We start from the raw sequence: 21316 nt of genomic DNA, 5'->3' as shown, positions 1-21316 counted from the left end.
GGGCCCAGGGGTGGGTACGGCGGGGGTTGTGTTAGGGGGCGAGGAGTTTGAGTACGACGGGGCGGGAGAGGGTGCCCGAGACCTGCCTTGCGAGTTGGTTGGCGCTGGTGCCCTCGGTATGTGCGGCGCGCAGGGCGGCGGCGAGTTCGTCGCGGGCCGCGTCGGCGGTGGCTTGGGCCTCGCGTAGGCGTTGGGCGGCGCGGTCGACCGGGTTGGTCGCTTCGGTGTCGGCTGCCGGGGTCGGTTTGTTGATCGAGTTGGATTCGTCAACCGGGGTGGCCGATTCGGTGGTCAACTCGTTGACCGGTTCGCGGTGGGGCACCGATTTGTCGCGCTGCATGGCCGCTCGGGCGAACTCCATCATGAATTCGCGGGTCGCGTCGCGGTTTTCGGCATCGGCGCCGAGCAGTAGGCGGGTGGTCTGGGGGACCGCGAGACTCCAATTGGACAGGCCGCACAGGGCGAGCAGGAGCCGGCCCGCGTGGCTCTCGTCGACGTCGAACTGCTCCTTGGCGCGGTCGAATTTCCGCAGGTAGTGCTGGGCGCGCCAGCCATCGATATCGTGCGCGTCGGTGCCGCGGTGCAGGCCCTCCCAGAGCAAAAGCCGTAGCAGTTGAGGATTTTCGCGGTGGTAGTCGAACAGCTTGCCCACGTACTCGCCGGGTTCGGTACTGGCCAGCGGCTGGACCACGTCCATGAATTCGCGCATGGTGTCGATCAGGATGACGTCGAAGAGCTTGTCCTTGCTGCCGAACAGGCCGTAGATGCGCTCCTTGTTCACCCCGGCCGCCTCTGCGATCCGGTCCACCCGCGCGCCAGCCAGGCCGTATTCGGCGAATTCGTCACGCGCGGCGCGCAATAGAGCCTGCTTGGTCGCATCGCTCCGTTTCATCGTGACTGTCATGGCCATGATTTTACCATCTCGTCAAACCAACTATTTGGTTGACAACGGGCTCGGCGCGGGCCTACCTTCATCGCTATGGCAACGCCGACTCTTCAGCTTCCGGCCGGTATCCCGGCCAAGGCACGCACTCGCAGCGCGTCACCGCGTGCGCACACCGGGCGTACCCTTCCCTTCTTCGTCCTGTCCGCCCTGCTGGCCACCGGCCAGATGTACATCCCGATTCCCCTTTTCGCGGCCATGAAAGCGGACTGGAACGTGGGCGCTGGGGTCATGACCTGGATCATCAGTGCCTTCGCCTTCGGCTATGCCGGTGGCTTCGTGCTGTTCGGCCCGCTGTCGGACCGCTACGGCCACCGCCGTGTGCTGGTCACCGGCATGATCGTCGCAGCGGTGGTCACACTGTTGACCGGTCTATCGCTCAGCGCACCGATCGCGGTCGGTCTGCGGGTTGCCCAGGGCCTCGTCGTCGGTTCGATTCCACCGGCGATCATGGCCTATATCGCCACCCGCATCGCTGCGGCGCATCGCGCGGTGGTCACCATGTCGGTGGCCACATCCTTCCTCGCCGCGACGGTCTTGGCGCAGATCGCCTCGCAGGCCGTTGTCGCCGCATTCCCCTGGCGCACCATGTTCATCGGTTCGGCCGTCGTCTTCGTGGCGCTCGCCTTCGTCCTGCGCGCGGTCATGCTCGACGATGCGCCGACCGGCCGGGACAAGCCGCTGGTGCACAGCTATGCGGCGATCCCCGCGGTGCTGCGCATCAAGGCGCTGCTGCCGATGCTGGCCGCTGGCGCGCTGAGCATGGCGGTAATGGTCGGGGTATACACCGGCATCGAAATCACCGGTCTGGTCAAGGGTTCCGGCGAACTGCTCGCGCTGCGGGCCGGTGCGCTGCCGGTGATGTTCGCACTGCCGCTGCTGGCCATCCCGCTCGCGCGCCTGACCAAGCCGGGCCAAATGGTGCTCGGTGTGCTGGTCGCCGCGACCGCCATGGTGATCGCCACCTTCGAGGGCACCCACCTCGCGGTGCTGACCATCCTGCTCGCGGTGCTGGTCGGCGGCCTCGGCGTCATCGCACCGGCGGTCCTGCAGACCGCAGGGGAGTTGGGTGGCCAAGCGCGCGCCGCCGCCTCCTCGGTCGCCATGTTCAGCTTCTACGTCGGCGCGACCGCCGGACCGCTGGTCGCCGCTGCCGCGGCGCCACACGGCTTTTCGGTCCTGGCATGGACACTGGCCATACTCCTGGTCGCGGCACTGGGCCTGACCCTGTTCGGGGTGCGAATCCAGCAGTCGGCATTACCCGCATAGCCACCCAGCGAACCACCAAGGCCGACATCGGAATCCGCCGATGTCGGCCTGGTGCATTGCGGACCCCCACCTTCCGCCTGAGTGGCCGGTGTCGCATTGCCCGTGCCGCTCCCGGTGTCCGTTGCGGGTGTCGCATTGCTCGTGCCGGTGGCGCATAGTGCGTGAGTTCTGCGCGATTCCCATGGGTGTGCGGCGCGGTCAGCGGTGTCCCCGTGCGGCGCGCAACGGACTCACTTGAGGACGTAGGGGGAGACCGAGCTGCGGTGTTCGCTGATGTCGAGGACCTTGCCGAGTGGTGGGAAGGCGCGCTGCGGGCAGTTGGCGCGTTCGCAGACGCGGCAGCCCGCACCGATCGGGGTGGCCTTGGCCTCGTCCAGATCGATGCCATCGGCGTAGACGACCCGACCCGCGTGCCGCAGTTCGCAACCCAGGCCGATCGCGAAGGTCTTGCTGGCCTGGCCATATCGGGTCGCGCGGCGCTCGACGGTACGGGCGACCCATAGGTATTTGCGCCCGTCGGGCATCTGGGCGATCTGGGTCATGATCTTGCCCGGATAGGCGAAGGTCTCGTAGACATTCCACAGCGGGCAGGTGCCGCCGCTGGCGGAGAAGTGAAAACCCGTGGCGGACTGGCGTTTCGACATATTGCCCGCCCGATCCACCCGCACGAATGAGAACGGGACCCCGCGCAGCTTGGGGCGCTGCAGGGTGGAGAGGCGATGGCAGATCGTCTCGTAGCTCTGGGTGAAGAAGGCCGAGAGTCGCTCGATATCGTATCGGAAATCCTCGGCGACCTCGTGAAAGTGCGTGTAGGGCAGGACCGTTGCCGCCGCGAAGTAATTGGCGAGGCCGAGCATGGCCAGCTTGCGGGCGTCCTCGGAGGTGAAATTGCCCTCCTCCACGAGCTTTTCGAGCAGGTCCCCGCATTCGAAATAGGCGAGTTCGGCGGCGAGTTTGAAGGTGCGCTGGCCGCCGGACAGATGCGGCGCGATCTCGAGTCGCTGGGTCTGCGGGTCGTAGCGGTGCAAAACGCCCTCACCGAGATCGATCCGCTCGACAATGCTCACATCGTGTGCACGCAACCGGCGCGCGATCTCGCTGTTCACATCGCCGCCGTGGAAGCGGATGCGGGCGGTGAGTTCCTCTGCGGCGGCATCCAATTCGTGGATGTAGTTCTGCCGCTGGTAGAAGAAGTCGCGCACCTCCTCATGCGGTTTGCTGATCGTCGCGCTGCCGGAGCCGTCGGCGAAACGGTCCTCGGTGGCGGCGGCCAGCTGTGCGGAGGTATTGCGGTACCGGTTGTGCATATTGACCAGTGCCCGCGCCATGCTCGGATGCGCGGAGACCATATCCGCGATCTCCTGGGTATCGGCCTCGATGCCGAGCTCCTGGTCCATGACGACCTCTTGGAGTTCGGCGATGAGCCGGGTGTCGTCCTGGGAGGAGAAGAAGGTCGCGTCGACGCCGAACACTTCGCTGATCCGCAGCAGCACCGGCACGGTGAGCGGGCGCACATCGTGTTCGATCTGATTGAGGTAGCTCGCCGAGATCTCCAGCTTCTGGGCGAGTGAGACCTGGCTCAGCCCTCGTTCGGTCCGCAGCTGGCGAAGCCGCGCCCCGACGTAAGTCTTGGCCACCCGTTCAGTTTATGAGGCCATTCGCAACCATGCCAATGGGCAATTAGCAGCAGTGCTGAGCGATATGTCACACCGCCGGGTTACCGTCGACTGGTGCTGTTCTCGGATGTCGTGCAGGCCTCGGAGACCGTCCGTGCGACCCGGTCCCGTAAGACGAAGATCGCCACCTTGGCCGCGCTACTGACCGAGGCTGCCCCGGATGAGCTCGCGCCGGTGGTCTCCTGGGTGTCCGGTGAATTGCGGCAGGGGCGCATCGGCACCGGTTGGCGCACGCTCACGAACCTCAACTGCGAGCCGAGTGATCTTGCGACGCTGACGGTTTCGTCGGTGGACGGCATGTTGAGCGAGTTGGCCACCACATCCGGTCCCGGCTCGGCGAACCGGCGCAGGGACCTGCTCACGGCATTGTGGAGCGCCGCCACCGCCGAGCAGCAGGCCTTCCTGATGCGCCTGCTCGGCGGTGAGTTGCGCCAGGGTGCGCTCACCGCAATCGTCGCCGAGGCGGTCGCCGTGGCCGCGGCGGTGCCGATCGAGCTGGTCCGGCGGGCGTACATGCTCTCCGGACAGCTACCCGTCACGGCCGTCGCCGCGCTGACCGGTGGGGTCGACGCGCTGAGCGAGTTCCGGCTCGAGGTCGGCCGCCCGATCCAGCCGATGCTCGCCGCACCCGGTGCGTCGCTGGACGAAGTGATGGCCGAATTCGGCGATGAGGTGAGCGTCGAGCACAAACTCGACGGCGCGCGCATCCAGGTTCATCGCCAGAATGCGCGGGTCTGGGTGTTTACCAGGACGCTTCGCGATATCACCGCGAGCGTGCCGGAACTGGTCGATCTGGTCGCCCAGCTCGATTGCACGAGCGTGGTGCTGGACGGAGAAACGTTGGCGCTCACCGACTCCGGGCGGCCGCGTCCGTTCCAGGAGACGATGAGCCGCTTCGCCGAGGTCAGCTCGACCAGGGAACTGCTGCTGCACCCATACTTCTTCGACTGCCTGCATCTGGACGGCGAGGATCTGCTCGATGTCCCGCTGTTCAAGCGCCGCACGGCACTGACCAAGGTGGCGGCCGCGCACAGCATCCCGGCGCTGATCCGCCCCGATGCGGAGGCCGCCGCCGAATACTTCGACGGCGCGCTGGCCGCCGGGCACGAGGGTGTGATGATCAAGTCACTGACCGCGCCCTATGCCGCGGGCCGCCGCGGCCGGGCCTGGCAGAAGATCAAGCCGACGCACACCCTCGACCTGCTGGTACTCGGCGCCGAATGGGGTTATGGACGGCGCACCGGATATCTGTCGAATCTGCATCTCGGCGCGCGCGATCCGGAAACCGGTGACCCGGTGATGGTCGGCAAGACCTTCAAGGGCCTCACCGATGCACTCCTGCAATGGCAGACCGCCGAATTCCCGCGCCACGAGCGCGCCCGCGATGAATACACCGTCTACCTCTGGCCCGAACTCGTCGTAGAGATCGCCCTCGACGGCGTCCAGGTGAGCCCCCGTTATCCGGGCGGCGTAGCCCTGCGCTTCGCCCGCGTTGTTCGGTATCGCCCGGATAAGACCGCGGCCGATGTCGACACCATCGAAACGGTTCGCGCTCTACTGCCGTAATGCGTTATGGCGTTCGGTTCCAGGTGCATGCTGGTACGCCGACACCGGTCGGCTGTTCGGACTGCGGCGGGTAGCGGCCGGCTGCACGGTAACGGACCCGGAATCGGTCCCGATAGGCGGCTACCGCGTGGCAATCCTGATCGCGAGTGCCGCACACTGGAGGGGTGACCGCGGACCTCCTGGTACTCCTGATCGTCATTGTCACGGCACTCGCATTCGATTTCACCAACGGCTTCCACGACACCGCCAATGCGATGGCTACCTCCATCGCCACCGGCGCACTGCGACCACGAGTCGCGGTCGCCGTGTCCGCGGTTCTCAATCTGATCGGTGCTTTCCTATCCGTGGCGGTCGCCGCGACGGTGGCCAAGGGCATTGTCCGGCTCGACGCGGTCCAGGGGGAGGCGCTGCTGACCATCGTGTTCGCCGGTCTGGTCGGCGGCATTCTGTGGAATCTGCTGACCTGGCTGTTCGGCCTGCCGTCGAGTTCCTCGCACGCGCTGTTCGGCGGCCTCATCGGTGCCACCATCGCCGCACTCGGCTGGGGCGGGGTGATCTGGGCGCACGGTGCGGACGGTGTACTGACCAAGATCGTGCTGCCCGCCCTGCTGGCACCGATCGTGGCCGCGCTGGTCTCCGCGATCGGCACCTGGGGCGTCTACCGGATCACAAGGAGTTCGGATCCCGATAAAGTCAACGAGGGTTTCCGCTGGGGGCAGATCGGTTCGGCCTCGCTGGTCTCGCTGGCACACGGCACCAATGACGCGCAGAAGACGATGGGCGTCATCTTCCTCGCCCTGGTCGCGCACGGCACGCTGAACAAGAACGACGAGATGCCGCTATGGGTGATGGCGGCCTGCGCCGTCGCCATAGCGGCGGGCACCTACCTCGGTGGCTGGCGGATCATCCGCACCCTCGGCAAGGGTCTGGTCGAGATCGATTCGCCGCAGGGGCTGGCCGCCGAATCCTCCTCCGCCGCCATCATCCTCACCTCTGCGCACTTCGGGCTGCCGCTGTCGACCACGCAGACCGCCACCGGATCGATCCTCGGTACCGGACTGGGCAAGGGTGCGGAGGTGCGCTGGAGTGTGATGGGCCGGATGGCCGTTGCCTGGTTGCTGACGCTGCCGCTCGCCGGCGTCGTCGGTGCGGTGTGCTGGGCCATCGCGCATACTATCGGCGGGCTGCCCGGGGTGCTGGTGGTGTTCGCACTGCTGATCGTGCTGTCGGTGCTGATGTATCTGCGGTCGCGGCGCGATCCGGTGCATACCGGCAATGTCAACGAGTGGCCCGGCGGTGCGGCCGGGGCCGACACGCCCGACGCCGCTGCCGAGCTTGCGAAGGACACCGCCGCAGCCGCGTCGGTCGCTGGGGATGGACGACACGAGGTGACCGCCGATGGATCGGCGCCGCCCGCCGGGGCGTTCCCGACGGAGTCCAACACATCCGATAGCCGTTCGGCTCAGGTCTGAGGAGGCGCACCGTGCACACACTCGTCACGAATTTGAACGCGCTATGGAAGGTGACTCTCGCGGGTCTGCTGCTCGGCGCGGGGCTGCCGCTCGTCTTCGCCGTCGGGGTGCGGCTCTGGTCGGTCGCCGATGCGGACGGCCGTGCCGCGCAGCGCAACTACCCCGCGCTCGCCGGTGCCTACGCCTGCTTCACGCTGATCATCGCCGCTATTGTCACCGGAATTCTTTACACCGCGAAGGCGTTCCTGGCCGCTAAATTCGGTATTCATCTGTTCGGACAGTAGGAAGGGTGCATTGTGACCGAGTGCAGCGAGGTGTGGCGGTGACCGATCCAGCGAAATCCGCTCAGGTTCGGCCGAATCTGCTCGGCCGGGTCATCGGCTGGCTGCGGGCCGGATATCCGCAGGGGATTCCGCGGTCGGACTATGTCGCCCTGTTCGCGGTGCTGCACCGGCATCTGACCGATTACGAGGTGGTCGCGATCGCCGAGGAGTTGGTGGACTCCAATCCGGACAGCGAGATCAGCCACGCCGATATCGAAGCGGCGATCGCACGGATGGCGATGGAACAGCCGGACGCGCACGATATCGCCAGGGTCGCTTCACATCTGGCGGCAGGCGGCTGGCCGCTGGCGACGCCACTGCCGGGAGATGATCACCAAGATCGCGGATGAGAGCCGTCGCGGTGTGCTCGGCCCACGCCTGGTCGGATCACGAATCCACTTGTTCGGCAACGTAATAGCGTGGCGTGAGCGGCCGTCATTGTCGAGTTTTATTCGGGTGGAACGACATTCGCTGTGGCATTGGTCTCATGACAGGTAGCAATTCCGGACGATCGACCGATAGTCCGATCGGAGCGCGACGCCGCGCTCCGATTCGAGAAGGAGGTCGATCATGGTGCGGTGGACGAGGAGTTCACGCACGGTACAGCGGCTGTTGATGCAGACCGTTGTCGCCGGGACATTGGCAATCGCCCCCGCGGCGGCAATCGCGCCCGCGTTCGCAACCCCCGACAGCGGCGCCCCGACAGCGGCGCCGACTCAGGCTCCGATTCCGACTCAGGCTCCGATTCCCACCCAGGCTCCGGCGCCGACCCAACCCGCACCGACGCAGCCCACCACGCCGAGCCCGGCTCCGCTGCCGACCCCGCCGTCCGACGGCTACGGTCCGGACGGCTACGGTCCCGATGGCTACGACCGCTTCGGTTTCGACCGCTTCGGTTTCGACCACTCGGGCTTCGACCGCTCCGGTTTCGACCACTCGGGCTATGACCGCTCGGGCTATGACCGTTTCGGCTACGACAGCAGCGGCTATGACGAATGGGGTTACGACCGTGCGGGCCGTGATCGCTTCGGCTACGACCGCTTCGGCTACGACCTGTCGGGTTACGACCGCTGGGGCCGTGACGCGGCGGGATACGACCGACTGGGTTGCAGCGTGCGGGGACCGGACCGCCCCGATGCCGACCACGAGAAATGCGAGCAGCAGCGTCAGGCCCGTCCGTCCACCGGCAGCGCCAACTGACCATTTCCCAGGCGATTCACAGCTGGAACGTCAATTATCTCGAGGTTGTCCGAGCAGTATGACTATGTCGGCGAACGGAAGCGGGCTCCGCGGACAGAGCCTTACCCCACGGCTTCCAATTCGTTCGACCCCGGCGGTTCACTGCTCGGACCGTCTTTCCGCTGACCGGCGGCGTCGATCCCTCGCTCGCGCCGCCGGTCCGCAATAACCTCGTCGGAGGCTTGCGGTGACCGCGGCTTCAGCGGGAGCAGCCAGACGATCGCGGCGACGAGCGCGATGGTGGCGAGCAGGGTGTAGGAATCGCCGAGCAGGAATTGCCATGGCGTCCAACGGAATTCCCGGCCTTCGGTCTGCGGTACCAGCCAGATCAGCCCCTGGGGCAGCAGTGGCAGCTCCGGATCCCATGATCCGACCCGATCGACCTGTAGCGGCCACGCGAAGACGAACAGATAAATGACCGCGGGAATGCCGATCCGGATGGCGAGCGAGCGATGGCGCAGCGCGTGGATCACCCACAGCAGCGCGGGCACGATCCACACCCAGTAGTGGGTCCAGGAAATCGGCGAGACCAGCAGCATTACCGTGGCCGCGAGCAGTGCGCCGAGCAATTCGTCACCGCGCAGGTGGGCAATGCGCGCCGCCGCGATTCCGGCGAGCGCGAGCAGACCGGCGCAGACGAACGAGGATGTGGTGTCGTCCCAGGTCGACCATTCCAGACGGCCGAACATGCCATTGATCGACTGATTCTGCACGTAGGCGAAGCCGATTCGGTTCTGCGAGGTCGTAGTCGTCGTCCAGAACTGCAGCGCCTGGGTCGGCCGGTACCAGAAGCCGATCGCGACCGTCGTGGCGAAGGTCGCGGCGGCCGTTGCGGCGGCGCGGTACTGGCGGGTGATGAACAGGTAGACGATGAAGACCGCGGGTGTCAGCTTCAACCCCGTCGCGATGCCGATAAGGATGCCCCGATACCGGCTTTCCTTGGGGAGGGCCAGATCCGCCAGCACCAATGCCATGAGGATCGCGCTGAGCTGGCCGAATCGAAGGGTCTGCTGGACCGGCTCCAACCAGATCGCGGCCCCGGTGCCCGCGATGCTTATCGCGAGCAAACCTGGTCCGCGCCGAAGCTGCTGCAGCCGCCCGGCGCTCCACACGCTCACGAACAGCGACGTCATCGTCAGAATCGTGACGCCGGTGCCGATGTAGTTGATCGGGAAGCGGGAGAGTTCGGCACAGATCCACGCGGCGAATACGGGGTAGAGGAAGGGCAGGCCGAGTGGGCCGCGGCCGTCGTACAGCAACGTCGGATGCGTCGCCGCGACGGTACCGCCCCACATATAGACCTGTAGATCTATTTGGTGCCAGTACATCTGCCAGTTCGGCCGTAGAAACACCAGCCAGGCGCCGATGGACAGGGATGCGAATACGATTGCGGCACTGAGCGATAACTTGTGCGGGGCCTTCTGCTGCGTCCCCACACCAACAGCGCGCTGTTCTCCTGATTGCAGGATGACAGCCATGGAGTTGTTATTCCTTCATCAGGTGATACAGCTCGAACGGACAGCAAACCTTTAGCTAAACTAAGAGCAATTCAGCCTATCATTACTGACCGCCGATGGCTGCCCGTACTTCCCCCCGAGTGGTGAGGTCTATCCGGCGAGCACGTGCAGCAGATGCTCGACCTCTGACCGGATCGCTGCGCGTGCCGGTTTCAGGTACTTGCGGGGATCGACGATCGTGGGGCCGTCGGCGAAGGTGGTCCGAATCGCCTCGGTGGCAAGGACATTCAGCCGGGTGGCGATATTGATTTTGGTCATGCCGTGCTCGACGGCGGTGCGCAGTCCCGCGTCGGGGACACCGGAGGAGCCGTGCAGTACCAGCGGGACCGGCACCTTCGCGGCCAGCCGGGCGATCAGGTCATTATCCAATTCGGCGGTGCGGGTATGCATGGCGTGCGAGGAGCCGACCGCGACGGCCAGGGCGTCCACGCCGGTGGTCGCGACGAATTCGACCGCCTCGTCCGGATCGGTGCGCACCCCTGGGGCATGTGCGCCGTCCTTGCCGCCCACCTCGCCGAGTTCGGCCTCGACGAAGACCTCGCGGTCATGGCACCAGCGGGTGATATCCGCTGTGGCGGAGACATTTTCGGCGTAGTCGAGGGTGGAGCCGTCGTACATGACCGAGCGGATGCCGAGTTCGACAGCTGCGCGGATGAGTTCGAACGAGGTGGCGTGGTCCAGATGTACGGCGATATCCGCGGTGCTGTCGGCGGCGATGCGCAGGCACGCGAGTGCGATCGGGGCCAGGGCGCCGTGGTAGTGCACGGTATTTTCCGAAAGTTGGAGCAGCACCGGCCGTTTCGCCGCTTCGGCGGCAGCCGCGATGGCCTCGGCGTGCTCGAGCGTGATCACATTGAAGGCGCCGAGGCCGCCGGGGCGGGCGGCGGTGATCAGGTCCGGGACGGGTCTGGCTGTCATGCGGTTTTCTCCTGCGGGGTGGTTAGTCGTTCGACGACCACCGTGGGTGCGATGCGGGTGCGCAGGCAGCGGTCGATCTCACCGGCGACTGGAATGACGACCGCGGCCGCGGAGGTGGCCACGGCATCGACGAGGATGGCCGACCAGTCCGGCAGGCCATCCGCATCGGAGAGGGCCGCGATGACCGCGGCGGTCGCGGCATCGCCCGCACCGGTGGGATTTCCGGCGAGCGGTTCGGGTAGTACGGCCGACCACGCGCCCTCGGCGGTGACCACCACCATGCCCTCCGCGCCGCGGGTGGCGATAATGGCGCGCACGCCGCGTTCGATGAGCGGCCGTGCGGCCGTGGCGACCTCATCCGGGGTCACCGGGACGCGTCCGGTGAGACGTTCCAGCTCTTCGGTATTCGGCATCAGGATGATGCCGGGGACCTGGGTGGCCAGGCGCAGTGCCTCGCCGTCGACATCACAGATGGTCGGTACGCCCGCGGAAATGGCGGTGCGCGCGATTTCCGCGGGCAGGCCGGGCGCGATGCCGCCCGGCAGTGATCCGGAGATGACCAGGCCATTGATATCGGGCAGCATTCCGGCCACTCGCACCGAGAGCTGTTCGGCGGCATGCGGATTCGAGACCCGCGCGCCCGGCTCCCATAATGCGGTCGCGGTGCCGTCGCCGGATTCGCTGATCACCACCGTGCGCCGGACCCAGGGCAGTGCGTGCACGAAATCGACCGGCATCTCCAGTTCGGCGGCGGCCGCGAAGGCATGGTCGGAGAAACCCGTTGCCCGAGCGTACTTTCCTAGCTGATTGAGCACCCGCGTCACATTGATGCCCTTCCCGCCGAGGCGCTGTTCGACCGAGCGGACCCGGTGCGCCTGGCCGCGCTCGAAATGCTCCACGCGGTAGGTCATGTCATAGGCGGGATTCATTGTCACGGTGAGGATCACGTCAACCACTGTCCACGTCTGAGCACCCGGCGCAACTGGAGATTGTCATCGACTATCACCAAGTCGGCGAACAGGTCGGCACGGAGGTCGCCCACATCGGTCGATCCCGCCGCGGCGGCCGGTACCGATGTGGCGGCGAGCACAGCGTCGCGCAGCGGGACACCGCAGGCGTCGACCGCCCAGATGAGGCATTTCAGGAGGTGCGCGGTGCCGCCCGCGATGGATCCGGTGGCCACCCTGGCCACGCCATCGGTGACCCGGACAACCTGCGGGCCGAGCCGATATTCGCCATCGGGCATACCCGCGGCCTGCATCGCGTCGGTGATCAGTGCGACCTGTCCGGGTGCGGTCGCGAAAACCAATGCGCCGAAACCGGGGTCGATATGTACACCGTCGCCGATCAATTCGACGACGGTCTGCCGCCGTGCCGCGGCAACCAGCGCCGCGGCCACCGGACCGGGGTCTCGGTGGTGCAGCGGCGGCATCCCGTTGGCCAGGTGAGTGACCAGAGTGCCGAAGCCGTTGGGGCGCATGGCCTGCTGGAAGCGGGTGAAGTCGGTATCACTGTGGCCCAGTGACACCACCACGCCGCTATCGGAAAGACGTTGGGCCACCTTGTCGAATCCGGGCAGCTCCGGGGCGAGCGTCATCATCCGCAGCGCACCGTCGGCGGCTGCGAGGAGTCGATCGGTCAGCTCGAGATCGGGATCGCGCAGATATCGGGGATCCTGCGCGCCACACCGTGCCGCCGCCAGAAACGGTCCCTCGGCATGGATTCCGGCGATGGTGCCGTCGACGGCCAGTTCGCGCAGCGTCGCGACCTGCGCGACCATATCCGCCGCCGCGCCGGTGACCACGCTGGCCAGCACCGTGGTCGATCCGTGCGTGTGATGGAATTCGGCGGCCGCGCGCGCCTCATCGGCGTCGACGGTATCGAACCGGTGCCCGAATCCGCCGTGGTTGTGTATGTCGACAAGTCCGGGCAGTACGGTGCCCGAAAATGGCGGCACGCTCGAATCCGGATGCGCGGCAATCCAGTCCGCGAGCGCGGACACCCGATCGATCCGCCCGGCTCGCACCGACACCACGCCGTCGTCGAATTCCGACGTCGCCGATACGATCCGTCCGCGGATCTCGAGCGGGGATGCTTCCGCTCGACCCGCGCTCGCATCGACGCCGGTCATCTGAGAGCTCCCTGCCTGGCGAACAGGGCCGCACCCATGAGTCCCGCGCGAGCGCCGAACTCGCCGAGCACCACCCGCGGTGCCGGTACGACGCGCAGGCGCTCGGCAATGGTGTGCTGCAGTGGTTCGGTGAGGGCGGCTCCGGCTCCGGCCAGTCCGCCGCCGAGGATGATCAACTCCGGACAGGCCGCGTGGATGAGGCCGAGCAGTCCATCGGCCAGCGCGCTGATCGCCTCGCCGACTACGGCTTTGGCATCGGAATCGGTATCGAGCAGTGCGAAAACATCGGCCGCGCTCGCCGTTTCATGTCCGGTGCGCTGCGCGTAGGCGCGGGCGATGGCTGCGCCCGACGCGACGGTTTCCACGCAGCCGATATTGCCGCAGGGACAGCGCAACCCGTCCGCATGCCGAACCGGGATATGGCCGTATTCGCCGGTCTGCCCGTAGCCGCTGCGCACCAGACGGCCGCCGATGGACAGGGTGCCGCTGATGCCGGTGCCGAGAATGACCACGCAGACATCGTCGTGCCCGCGTCCGGCGCCATAGCGCCATTCGGCCCATCCGGCCGCCGCGACATCGTGTTCGATCAGCACCGGCATGCCCCAGCGGCGGGTGAACCGATCGCCGATGTGCACATCGCGCCAGCCGACATTGCTGCTGAATACCGCGATCGAGCGGACCGGGTCGACGATGCCGGGCAGTAGTACGGCCGCGCGCGCGACGCGATCTCGCTGGTCATCGGTCAACTCGGCCAGCAACCGATCGCCGAGGGCGCCCATGGTTTCGAAGGCGGCCGCACCCTGCGGTGTGGCCACGACGCCGGCGGCCAGCGCCGTACCGGAGGCGTCGGTGATCTCGCCCTTCATGGTGGTGCCGCCGACATCGAGTCCGAGCACCAGCAGATCCTCGCCCAACACCGGGACCGGTTGCGGCGGTACCGCAACCGGTCCCGGTGCCGCTGCGGCGTCCGGCACCGCCGAGCGCACCGCGTCCGTGCGGTCCGCGAGATCGTCGCGGTGCACGGTGGTCGGGGGCTGTTCGGTTCCCATCTTCGGCACAGTAGTTCCTGTTTACCGGCCGATCACTGATCCAGTACGACGGAACGGTTGAGGTTGCGCGGATGGTCCGGATCCAGTCCCTGGTCGGCGGCGCGCAGCACGCAGAGCTGATGGACGCGGACCAGATCGGCCATCGGGTCGATATCGCGGTGTTCGAAGGTGGCCCCGGTGACCGCCACATCGGCCGCGAAATTCGGGACCAGCGGCCCGAAGGCCCAGACGGCCCGGCCCGGCGCGGAGATGCTGATCGGTCCGTGCCGGTATTCGGTCTGCAGGTAGGACTCGGTCCAGGACTGGCAGGACTCGCGCAGTTTGAGCCCCGCCTCCTCCGCGATCGCGGCCGCAAAGCCCATCCCGACGAAGCTGATCTGCTCGGCCCGGCGCACCGCGGCCAAGGCCTGCGCGGGGTCTTCGGCCAGTACGGCCCGCGCCTGCTCGATGGCCGGACGCAGGTCCTCGCCCAGATGCCAGCGCAGGATGGCCAGTGTGGTGGTGGCGAAGCGGGTCTGCACCACCGACTGTTCGTCGACCTCGTCGATCAGGATCGCATCGCCGAGGTCGAGCACCGGGGTGCCCGGACTGCTGCAGATGACGGTGCGCGGAATGTCGTCCGGGATCGCCCGCATGGCATCGACCACCTCGGTGGTGGTGCCGGAGCGGCAGATGACGAGGTAGCGGTCGTAATCGCGACCGCCGCGGACCTCGCTGGCGGGCCAGGCGTCGGTCAGGCCCTGGCCCGCGGCCTCGCGCAGTGACGCGATGGCGCGGGACATGAACAGCGAAGTGCCGCAACCGATGACGGCGACGCGCTCGCCCGGTTGGGGCAGTACGGCGCGGTTTTCGGCGGCAATGGTCTCGGCGCGGACCCAGTCGTCGGGCTGGGTGGCGACTTCGGCGGCCAGATGAGTCACGGGGGTGGGGTGAGCGGAGATCGGCACGACAACAGAATCACCCCATGTGATCGTTCATGTCAAATTTACGAGCGAATCAGTCACATGTGATCACTATGGGGTCTAGATTGTTGGTCAGTCGATTCGTTCGCTCCATCATCGGCGGTTCAGTCACGCCCGGAGTGAAAATTTGAAAGGTTCTGCTCGTGAAAAGATCCCTCCACGGCGTACTCGCGGGGATCGCGATGGTTACCGGCCTCGCGCTCGCCGTCTCCTCCTGCGGCTTCGGCTCCAAAGACTCGGCCGACTCGGAGAAGACGATCAACTTCCTCGCCCCCAGCTACAGCGACGGCGCCAACGGCACCAGGGCGCTCTGGGACCGCATTATCAGCGACTTCCAGCAGCAGAACCCCGACTACAAGGTGAACCTGCAGTTGGAGTCGTGGGATTCGATCAACGAGGTGGTCAAGACCAAGCTGCAGTCCACCTCCACCACTCCGGACCTGCTGAATATCGACGCGTATGCCAGCTTCGCCGGTGATGGCATGCTCTACCCCGCGTCCGAGGTGGTCTCGCCGAACGTGCTCGCGGACGTGCAGCCCGGCTTCGCCAAGAACGCCTCGCTGAACGGCACGCAGTACGCCATGCCGCTGTTCGCCTCGACCCGCACCCTGTTCTACAACACCGCCCTCTTCGCCAAGGCCGGGGTGACCACGCCACCCAAGACCTGGGCCGAACTGACCGATGCCGCCAAGAAGATCCAGGCGCTCGGCGGTGACATCTCCGGCTACGGCCTGCCGCTGGGCAGTGAGGAATCGCAGGCCGAGACCTCGCTGTGGACCTTCGGGGCGGGCGGCAACTGGTCCGAGGGCGACAAGATCACCGTGGACACCCCGCAGAACCTCGAGGGTGTCAAAGCCATGCGCGCGATCATCGATGCCGGGGTCACCCAGCCGAACCCGGGTGCGACCAACCGCAAGGACGTCATCAATTCCTTCATCCAGGGCAAGATCGGCATGATCGAGGGTCTGCCGCCGACCATCGCCCAGATCGCCGACAAGAATCCGGATCTGAAGTACGCCACCGCGCCGTCACCGACCAAGGACGGCACACCCGTCACCCTGGGTGTGGCCGATCACCTGATGGCCTTCAAGAAGGACGGCAAGAAGGCCGAGACGATCAAGAAGTTCCTCGACTTCTTCTACTCCGCGAACGTGTACTCAAACTTCGTCAAGAACGAGCACTTCATCCCGATTACCACCAGTGCCACCACGGTGCTCGCCGACGACCCGGTGACCAAGGCCTTCGCGGCGACCCTGCCGGTGGCCAAGTTCTATCCGAGCAACAACCCGAAGTGGGCCGCAGCGCAGGGCGCCATGCATCAGCAGATGGGCACCATCGCCCAGGGTGTGGACCCGAGCCAGGTGTTGCAGCGTATTCAGGAAGCAACGAAGTAGCGTGGGGCGCTTGACCACGCAGGGGCCCGGGTGGGCCGCGAATCGAGTGGAGCGGTTCGGGTGCGAATAGCGAAGAATTCGACGCTGCGGGCGGCCCCGTGGATCGGGCCCGCCCTGGTGCTGATCGCGGCCATTGTCGCGTTCCCGGTCGGCTATATGGTCTGGACCAGCACCCGGGACCTGAGCGCCTACGGGCAGGACCGCGGTCCGGCCGGGCTGGCCAATTACCGAAACCTGTTCGATATCAGCGAATTGGGATCGGTGCTGGCGCACACCGTGGTATGGGTGGTCAGCGTGGTGCTGATCACCCTGGTGCTCTCGGCCGGCCTCGCGCAGTTCTTGAACAAGGATTTCCCGGGACGCACCGCGGTGCGCATGGCGATCCTGGTGCCGTGGGCGGCCTCGGTGGTCATGACCACGACCATCTTCTATTACATGCTCGATCCGGATGTCGGCATCGCCAACCGGTTCCTGGTCGATATCGGGCTGCTGGATCGCGGCTACGGCTTCACCAAACAGCCGACGCCCGCATTCCTGGTGGCGATCGGTGTCGCGGTCTTCGTCTCGATTCCGTTCACTACCTACACGATTCTGGCTGGGCTGCAATCGATCCCGGCCGAAATCGATGAGGCGGGCCGGGTCGACGGCGCCAGCGCCTGGCAGCGCTACCGGTATCTCACCCTGCCGCAGCTGCGTCCGGCGATCGCGGTGGCGACCATTATCAACATCATCAATGTGTTCAACTCGCTGCCCATTCTCCAGGTGATCACCGGCAGCATCGCGGGCTTCGGTGCGGATACGACAACGACGTTGACCTTCAAGCTGATTCGGCAGAATCAACAGCTCGATACCGCCGCCGCCATGAGCGTGCTCAACTTCGGGCTGATCGTGGTCATCATCGCGATCTACGTGAAGATCATCAAGCCGACGCAGCAGGTGGATTGATGAGCATCCGACGCTGGAATTCGACCGGGGGCGCTCCGCTTCCCCGGTCGATGTACGCCTACCCAGGCTTGACGTGTACCTACCGAGGCGAGGTGAGCCGATGACCACGCAGGCGGATATACACATCGACGGTGTGGAAATCCCGCCGGACACCACGGCTGTCGAGGCGCCGAGCGGGCGGACGCGGCGGCGGCGCTGGGAACTCACCGCGGTCGGGGTGGTGCTGGCCGTCATCTTCCTGACCCCGTTCGTGGTGATGGTGCTCGGCTCGCTCAAGAGCCGCGCGGAAATCCTGCGCATCCCACCGACCTATCTGCCCGAGACATGGCATCCGGACAACTACGCCACCATGTGGAACACCCCGGAGACGCCGCTGCCGTTCAATCTGGCGAGCACCATCATCATCTCGGTATGTGCCACCGCGCTGGTGCTGGTCGTCGCGATTCCGGCCGCGTATTACACGGCGCGGCACAAGTTTCCGGGCCGGGCGGTATTCCTCGCGCTGGTGCTGGTGACCCAGATGTTGCAGCCGACGGTGCTGGTAACCGGCCTGATCCGGGAGTTCTTCACCCTCGGCATCAATGACACCTGGCTGGCGATGATCCTGGTGAACGCGGCATTCAACCTCTCGTTCGCGGTGTGGATCCTGCACAGCTTCTTCGCCGCCGTACCGGTGGAGATCGAGGAGGCCGCCCAGCTCGACGGGCTGAGTCGCTGGCAGATCCTGGTCCGGGTGAGCCTGCCGCTGGTGTGGCCGGGCATTGTCACCGCGACGATCTTCGTCGTGGTGGCCTGCTGGAACGAGTTCGCGGCGAGCCTGGTGGTGCTGACCACGCCGGAGAATCAGCCGCTGTCGGTGGCGCTGACCAAATTCGTCGGGCAGTACGACACGGCCTGGCAGTACGTCTTCTCCATCTCGACCGTGGGCATCGTTCCGGTGGTCATCCTGTTCGCATTCATCGAGAAGCGCCTGGTCGCGGGGCTGACCGCGGGCAGCGTCAAGTAGTCGCCCGGAAACGGCGGGTGGCCGTGTGCCACCCGCCTTTTCGTGTTGCGAGCCAGCTGTCCGAGTCGGGGTAGGGCTGGTGCAGCTGAATGTCGATGCGTGGCAACTGCTCTGCCTGTTGCCGCCCATGGCACAGACCCTGGTCGGGCAGGCCATCGGGACGCGGACGTAGCGTTCATCCGGATGTCCGCGGCCCGGAGTAGGCGCTTCCGCCCGGTAGCATCGAATCCGTGGCACGGCAGGATAACGAACCAAGGGAGGGCCGCAGCTACGGCGGGCTATCCAAGGAGCAACGGGTGGCCCAGCGGCAGGCGCGACTTATCGATGCCGCGCTGGAATTGTTCGGTACCCAAGGATATGCGGCCACCTCGATCGAGCGGTTGTGTACCGTCGCGAATGTCTCGACGCGCAGTTTCTACGAAGATATGGGCAGTCGCGAGGCGCTATTGATCGCACTGGTCAATCGCATTACCTCGCATGCGGTCGAACGGTCGCTGGAAAGTATGGCGCGGACGGCGGGACAACCGCTTTCCGCCCGGATCGGCGATAGTTTCCGTACCTATCTCGAGGTGACCTGTGCGGATCGACGGTCGGCGCGAGTGTGTTATGTCGAGGTTGTCGGTGTCAGTCCGGCGGTTGAGGACTGGCGCGGACAGCAGCGCCGTCTGCTGTCATCATTGCTGATCAGCGAGGCAGAACGCGCTGTCGAGCGGGGCGAGATCAAGTCCCGGCGCTTCGATCTGTTCGCACTCGCGGTGATCGGGGCGGTGAATTCGCTGGCCCAGGAGTCGGCGCGGACCACCCTGCCCGATGCCGAGGTATCGCTGGATGAAATATGCGAGGAGATTGCGCATTTCGTGAATTCCGGTCTCGGCCTGACCTGATTCGGCGCCCGGTCGTTCCGATTCCCATTGCCTGTCGTGTCGGACCGGATCGACGGCACGCCGGTCAACGGTGGCACCATCTGCAATTCCTCATGCTCGCGCAATTCATCGGCGCCGGGTCCGTTCACGCGATCTGTCGCATCCTATTGCGAATCGCCGTGACGGCCGGGATGACCCGAGTCGCGGTATTGCGCAGTGCGATACCGGCTTTCGTCGCCGGAATGAGCATCGATGCCGCGGTGGTGACACCGTTGAGTTTGGGATCGACCAACACCCGGTGCCGGGTCTCGTAGCGCCGGAACGCGGACTCGTGCTCCCCTGGTGTGGCCCCCAGTTCCTCGGCCAAGGTGTACGCACCGGCGATCGCGAGGGTGGAGCCGTCGCCGAACAGGGATACGCAGGACGCGGCATCCCCGAGCAGTGCAACGCGTCCATCCGACCACCGCGACAGCTCGCCCTTGCTGACGGAGTCGAAGAAGAGGTCATCGGTATCGCGCACCCGGTCGAGCAATTCGGGGACGCGCCAGCCCTGATCGGTGAATGCCTCGATGACGAGCCGCTTGTGCAGTTCGCTATCGCGGTGGTCGAATCCCGATACGCCCTTGTGCCGGAACATGAATGCCGCCATCGCCTGCCCGTTCGTCGGATGCACCGACAATGCCCGTCCCGGTGTGTTGTAGATGAGCACCTCTCGGTCACTGCCGAATGGCTCATCGATCCGCACCGTCGCGATGTATATGCCCATATGCCTCACGAATTCGGACTCGTCGCCGAAGGTCAGGCGCCGCACCGTGGAATGCAGACCGTCCGCGCCGATGACGAAGTCGAAGCGGCGGGGTCGGGCGTGTTCGAAGGTGACATCAACGCCGTCGGCGTGCTGGCTCAGTCCGGTGATCGTGTCGCCCCACAGGAATTCGGCATTGTCGCTGCTGGCGTCGAGCAGGATCGCGGCGAGATCGGCCCGGGGGACCTCGACTTCGCGGTCGCCCGCCGATCCTTGGAATGCCTTCAGATCGACGCGCGCGACCCGACGGCCGCTGGCATTGACGAAATTCATCTGGGACACAGCCGAACTCGCGGCCCGCAGGCGTGCCATGATGCCCATCCGCTCGACCACATCGATGGCGGGCCCCTTCACATCGACCGGATTCCCGCTCGAGCGCTGGCCCGTGGCCCGCTCGACCACGGTCACCTGGAAGCCGCGCGCGGCCAGCCAGTACGCCAGCGTCGATCCGCCGATACCCGCGCCGGAGATCAGCACCGTCTTGTTCATGACATCACCTTTCGGTTAAGTGGACGAATTTCGTCCGGTTAATGAGGAGCGTACAGTAAGCGGAAGAATTTCGTCCACTTAGTTGGGAGGTGAGGGCCACGGCCGCGCTGAAGAGGGCCGATGCCAGGAACAATCGGGACCAGATCATCGCCGCGACGCTGGTGACGTTCCGAGAACAGGGCGTCGATGTGTCCATGAAGGAGATCGCCGACCGGGCCGGTGTCGGTGTCGGCACGCTGTACCGGCACTTTCCCGACCGGGATGCGCTGATCGCCGAGACCGCGCAGTCCTACCTCGCGGATCTGGCGCAGTCGGCGGCCACCGCGTTGGCCGAGGAGAGTGCGGCATGGCCCGCGCTTTCCCGGTTTCTGCACGACTGTGCGCAGCGGCGGGTCGGGGGGCTGGCCTCGGCGATAGAACCCAATTTGCATGCCGAGATTCAGGCGGATCCGCGATTGCACGAGGTGCGGGGGCGGATTGTCGAGCTGATTTCGCAGATGACCAGGCAGGCGCAGGCGGACGGCGTGATGCGCGCCGATATCGAGCCGGGCGAGATCGCGGCGCTGATGACCCTGCAGATCTATACCCGAGCGGGGGAATCGTATGCGGCGGCCGTGCATCGGGTCGTCGAGATCGTGCTCGACGGATTGCGGGCCCGGTGATGCGGGTGTCCGGCTTGGCAATACGGCGTCGGAATCTCTACGGTCGGCGCGTGCCTGTGGTCAGATTATTTGCGTGCATGGAAAAAC

20 protein-coding genes are annotated in these 21316 nt (G+C 66.0%); 11 read left to right on the top strand and 9 right to left on the bottom strand.

Translation table 11 applies throughout. The features are described from left to right. Window positions 1–31 precede the first annotated feature (31 nt). A complete protein-coding gene (locus ACWEO2_RS08135) occupies window positions 32–904 on the bottom strand; it encodes a TetR/AcrR family transcriptional regulator (protein WP_452404672.1) in 873 nt (290 codons plus the stop codon). Window positions 905–979: 75 nt separating this feature from the next. Between ACWEO2_RS08135 and ACWEO2_RS08130 the strand changes: the two genes are divergently transcribed. Next, window positions 980–2212, top strand: coding sequence for an MFS transporter (locus ACWEO2_RS08130; protein ID WP_452404671.1), 1233 nt, complete (start codon window positions 980–982; stop codon window positions 2210–2212). Between the two features lie 230 nt (window positions 2213–2442). Here the strand turns inward: ACWEO2_RS08130 and ramB are convergent, their stop codons facing one another. Continuing rightward, the gene (gene ramB / locus ACWEO2_RS08125; RefSeq protein ID WP_355179333.1) at window positions 2443–3849 is read right to left on the bottom strand and encodes an acetate metabolism transcriptional regulator RamB; all 1407 of its coding nucleotides are present in this window, start codon (window positions 3847–3849) and stop codon (window positions 2443–2445) included. A gap of 93 nt (window positions 3850–3942) precedes the next feature. On the opposite strand from ramB, the gene ACWEO2_RS08120 reads away from it, so the two are divergent. The 5 genes from ACWEO2_RS08120 (at window position 3943) to ACWEO2_RS08100 (ending at window position 8449) form a co-directional block, all read left to right on the top strand. Further along, on the top strand, window positions 3943–5454 hold the full coding sequence (locus ACWEO2_RS08120) for an ATP-dependent DNA ligase (protein ID WP_452404670.1): 1512 nt from the start codon (window positions 3943–3945) through the stop codon (window positions 5452–5454). 164 nt (window positions 5455–5618) lie between these two features. Continuing rightward, window positions 5619–6926, top strand: a complete 1308-nt coding sequence (locus tag ACWEO2_RS08115) for an anion permease (protein WP_452404669.1) — start codon at window positions 5619–5621, stop codon at window positions 6924–6926. Between the two features lie 11 nt (window positions 6927–6937). Next, entirely contained in the window at window positions 6938–7210 is a 273-nt protein-coding gene (locus tag ACWEO2_RS08110) for a hypothetical protein (protein WP_452404668.1), read from the top strand. A 38-nt stretch (window positions 7211–7248) separates the two neighbouring features. After that, complete coding sequence (locus tag ACWEO2_RS08105; RefSeq protein ID WP_452404667.1) at window positions 7249–7599, top strand: DUF3349 domain-containing protein; 351 nt, start codon at window positions 7249–7251, stop codon at window positions 7597–7599. 220 nt (window positions 7600–7819) lie between these two features. After that, complete coding sequence (locus tag ACWEO2_RS08100; protein WP_452404666.1) at window positions 7820–8449, top strand: hypothetical protein; 630 nt, start codon at window positions 7820–7822, stop codon at window positions 8447–8449. A 101-nt stretch (window positions 8450–8550) separates the two neighbouring features. Here ACWEO2_RS08100 and ACWEO2_RS08095 read toward each other — a convergent pair whose 3' ends face one another. From ACWEO2_RS08095 to ACWEO2_RS08070, 6 genes are all read right to left on the bottom strand, one after another. Further along, window positions 8551–9966 (bottom strand): glycosyltransferase 87 family protein, encoded by a 1416-nt coding sequence (locus ACWEO2_RS08095; protein WP_452404665.1) that lies wholly within the window; start codon window positions 9964–9966, stop codon window positions 8551–8553. A 129-nt stretch (window positions 9967–10095) separates the two neighbouring features. After that, complete coding sequence (locus tag ACWEO2_RS08090) at window positions 10096–10923, bottom strand: class II fructose-bisphosphate aldolase (protein ID WP_452404664.1); 828 nt, start codon at window positions 10921–10923, stop codon at window positions 10096–10098. After that, entirely contained in the window at window positions 10920–11870 is a 951-nt protein-coding gene (locus ACWEO2_RS08085; RefSeq protein ID WP_452404663.1) for a hexose kinase, read from the bottom strand. Before ACWEO2_RS08085 ends, ACWEO2_RS08090 begins: the two co-directional genes overlap by 4 nt. Next, window positions 11867–13054, bottom strand: a complete 1188-nt coding sequence (locus ACWEO2_RS08080) for an N-acetylglucosamine-6-phosphate deacetylase (protein ID WP_452404662.1) — start codon at window positions 13052–13054, stop codon at window positions 11867–11869. The genes ACWEO2_RS08085 and ACWEO2_RS08080 overlap by 4 nt, the downstream gene beginning before the upstream one ends. Then, the gene (locus tag ACWEO2_RS08075) at window positions 13051–14103 is read right to left on the bottom strand and encodes an ROK family protein (RefSeq protein WP_452404661.1); all 1053 of its coding nucleotides are present in this window, start codon (window positions 14101–14103) and stop codon (window positions 13051–13053) included. The genes ACWEO2_RS08080 and ACWEO2_RS08075 overlap by 4 nt, the downstream gene beginning before the upstream one ends. A gap of 32 nt (window positions 14104–14135) precedes the next feature. Continuing rightward, complete coding sequence (locus ACWEO2_RS08070; RefSeq protein WP_452404660.1) at window positions 14136–15050, bottom strand: SIS domain-containing protein; 915 nt, start codon at window positions 15048–15050, stop codon at window positions 14136–14138. 158 nt (window positions 15051–15208) lie between these two features. Between ACWEO2_RS08070 and ACWEO2_RS08065 the strand changes: the two genes are divergently transcribed. From ACWEO2_RS08065 to ACWEO2_RS08050, 4 genes are all read left to right on the top strand, one after another. Next, complete coding sequence (locus tag ACWEO2_RS08065; RefSeq protein ID WP_452404659.1) at window positions 15209–16459, top strand: extracellular solute-binding protein; 1251 nt, start codon at window positions 15209–15211, stop codon at window positions 16457–16459. Window positions 16460–16519: 60 nt separating this feature from the next. After that, window positions 16520–17404, top strand: a complete 885-nt coding sequence (locus ACWEO2_RS08060; RefSeq protein ID WP_354957780.1) for a carbohydrate ABC transporter permease — start codon at window positions 16520–16522, stop codon at window positions 17402–17404. Between the two features lie 100 nt (window positions 17405–17504). Then, window positions 17505–18410, top strand: a complete 906-nt coding sequence (locus tag ACWEO2_RS08055; RefSeq protein WP_452404658.1) for a carbohydrate ABC transporter permease — start codon at window positions 17505–17507, stop codon at window positions 18408–18410. A gap of 230 nt (window positions 18411–18640) precedes the next feature. Then, on the top strand, window positions 18641–19294 hold the full coding sequence (locus tag ACWEO2_RS08050; RefSeq protein WP_452404657.1) for a TetR/AcrR family transcriptional regulator: 654 nt from the start codon (window positions 18641–18643) through the stop codon (window positions 19292–19294). A 124-nt stretch (window positions 19295–19418) separates the two neighbouring features. Here ACWEO2_RS08050 and ACWEO2_RS08045 read toward each other — a convergent pair whose 3' ends face one another. Further along, window positions 19419–20567, bottom strand: a complete 1149-nt coding sequence (locus ACWEO2_RS08045; RefSeq protein ID WP_452404656.1) for an FAD-dependent monooxygenase — start codon at window positions 20565–20567, stop codon at window positions 19419–19421. 89 nt (window positions 20568–20656) lie between these two features. Here ACWEO2_RS08045 and ACWEO2_RS08040 point away from each other — a divergent pair, with 89 nt between their 5' ends. After that, the gene (locus ACWEO2_RS08040) at window positions 20657–21229 is read left to right on the top strand and encodes a TetR/AcrR family transcriptional regulator (protein ID WP_452404655.1); all 573 of its coding nucleotides are present in this window, start codon (window positions 20657–20659) and stop codon (window positions 21227–21229) included. The last annotated feature ends 87 nt before the right edge of the window (window positions 21230–21316 follow it).

The sequence above is a fragment of the Nocardia sp. NPDC004278 genome, assembly GCF_053602975.1.
This window is presented reverse-complemented; position numbering and strand designations above follow the sequence as displayed.

Excerpts from the sequence above, each read along its gene's own strand:
- ACWEO2_RS08045 (WP_452404656.1), bottom strand. The coding sequence starts at position 20,567 with ATGAACAAGACGGTGCTGATCTCCGGCGCGGGTATCGGCGGATCGACG.
- ACWEO2_RS08090 (WP_452404664.1), bottom strand. The coding sequence starts at position 10,923 with ATGACAGCCAGACCCGTCCCGGACCTGATCACCGCCGCCCGCCCCGGC.
- ACWEO2_RS08135 (WP_452404672.1), bottom strand. The coding sequence starts at position 904 with ATGACAGTCACGATGAAACGGAGCGATGCGACCAAGCAGGCTCTATTG.
- ACWEO2_RS08075 (WP_452404661.1), bottom strand. The coding sequence starts at position 14,103 with ATGGGAACCGAACAGCCCCCGACCACCGTGCACCGCGACGATCTCGCG.
- ACWEO2_RS08100 (WP_452404666.1), top strand. The coding sequence starts at position 7,820 with ATGGTGCGGTGGACGAGGAGTTCACGCACGGTACAGCGGCTGTTGATG.
- ACWEO2_RS08080 (WP_452404662.1), bottom strand. The coding sequence starts at position 13,054 with ATGACCGGCGTCGATGCGAGCGCGGGTCGAGCGGAAGCATCCCCGCTC.
- ACWEO2_RS08130 (WP_452404671.1), top strand. The coding sequence starts at position 980 with ATGGCAACGCCGACTCTTCAGCTTCCGGCCGGTATCCCGGCCAAGGCA.
- ACWEO2_RS08055 (WP_452404658.1), top strand. The coding sequence starts at position 17,505 with ATGACCACGCAGGCGGATATACACATCGACGGTGTGGAAATCCCGCCG.
- ACWEO2_RS08095 (WP_452404665.1), bottom strand. The coding sequence starts at position 9,966 with ATGGCTGTCATCCTGCAATCAGGAGAACAGCGCGCTGTTGGTGTGGGG.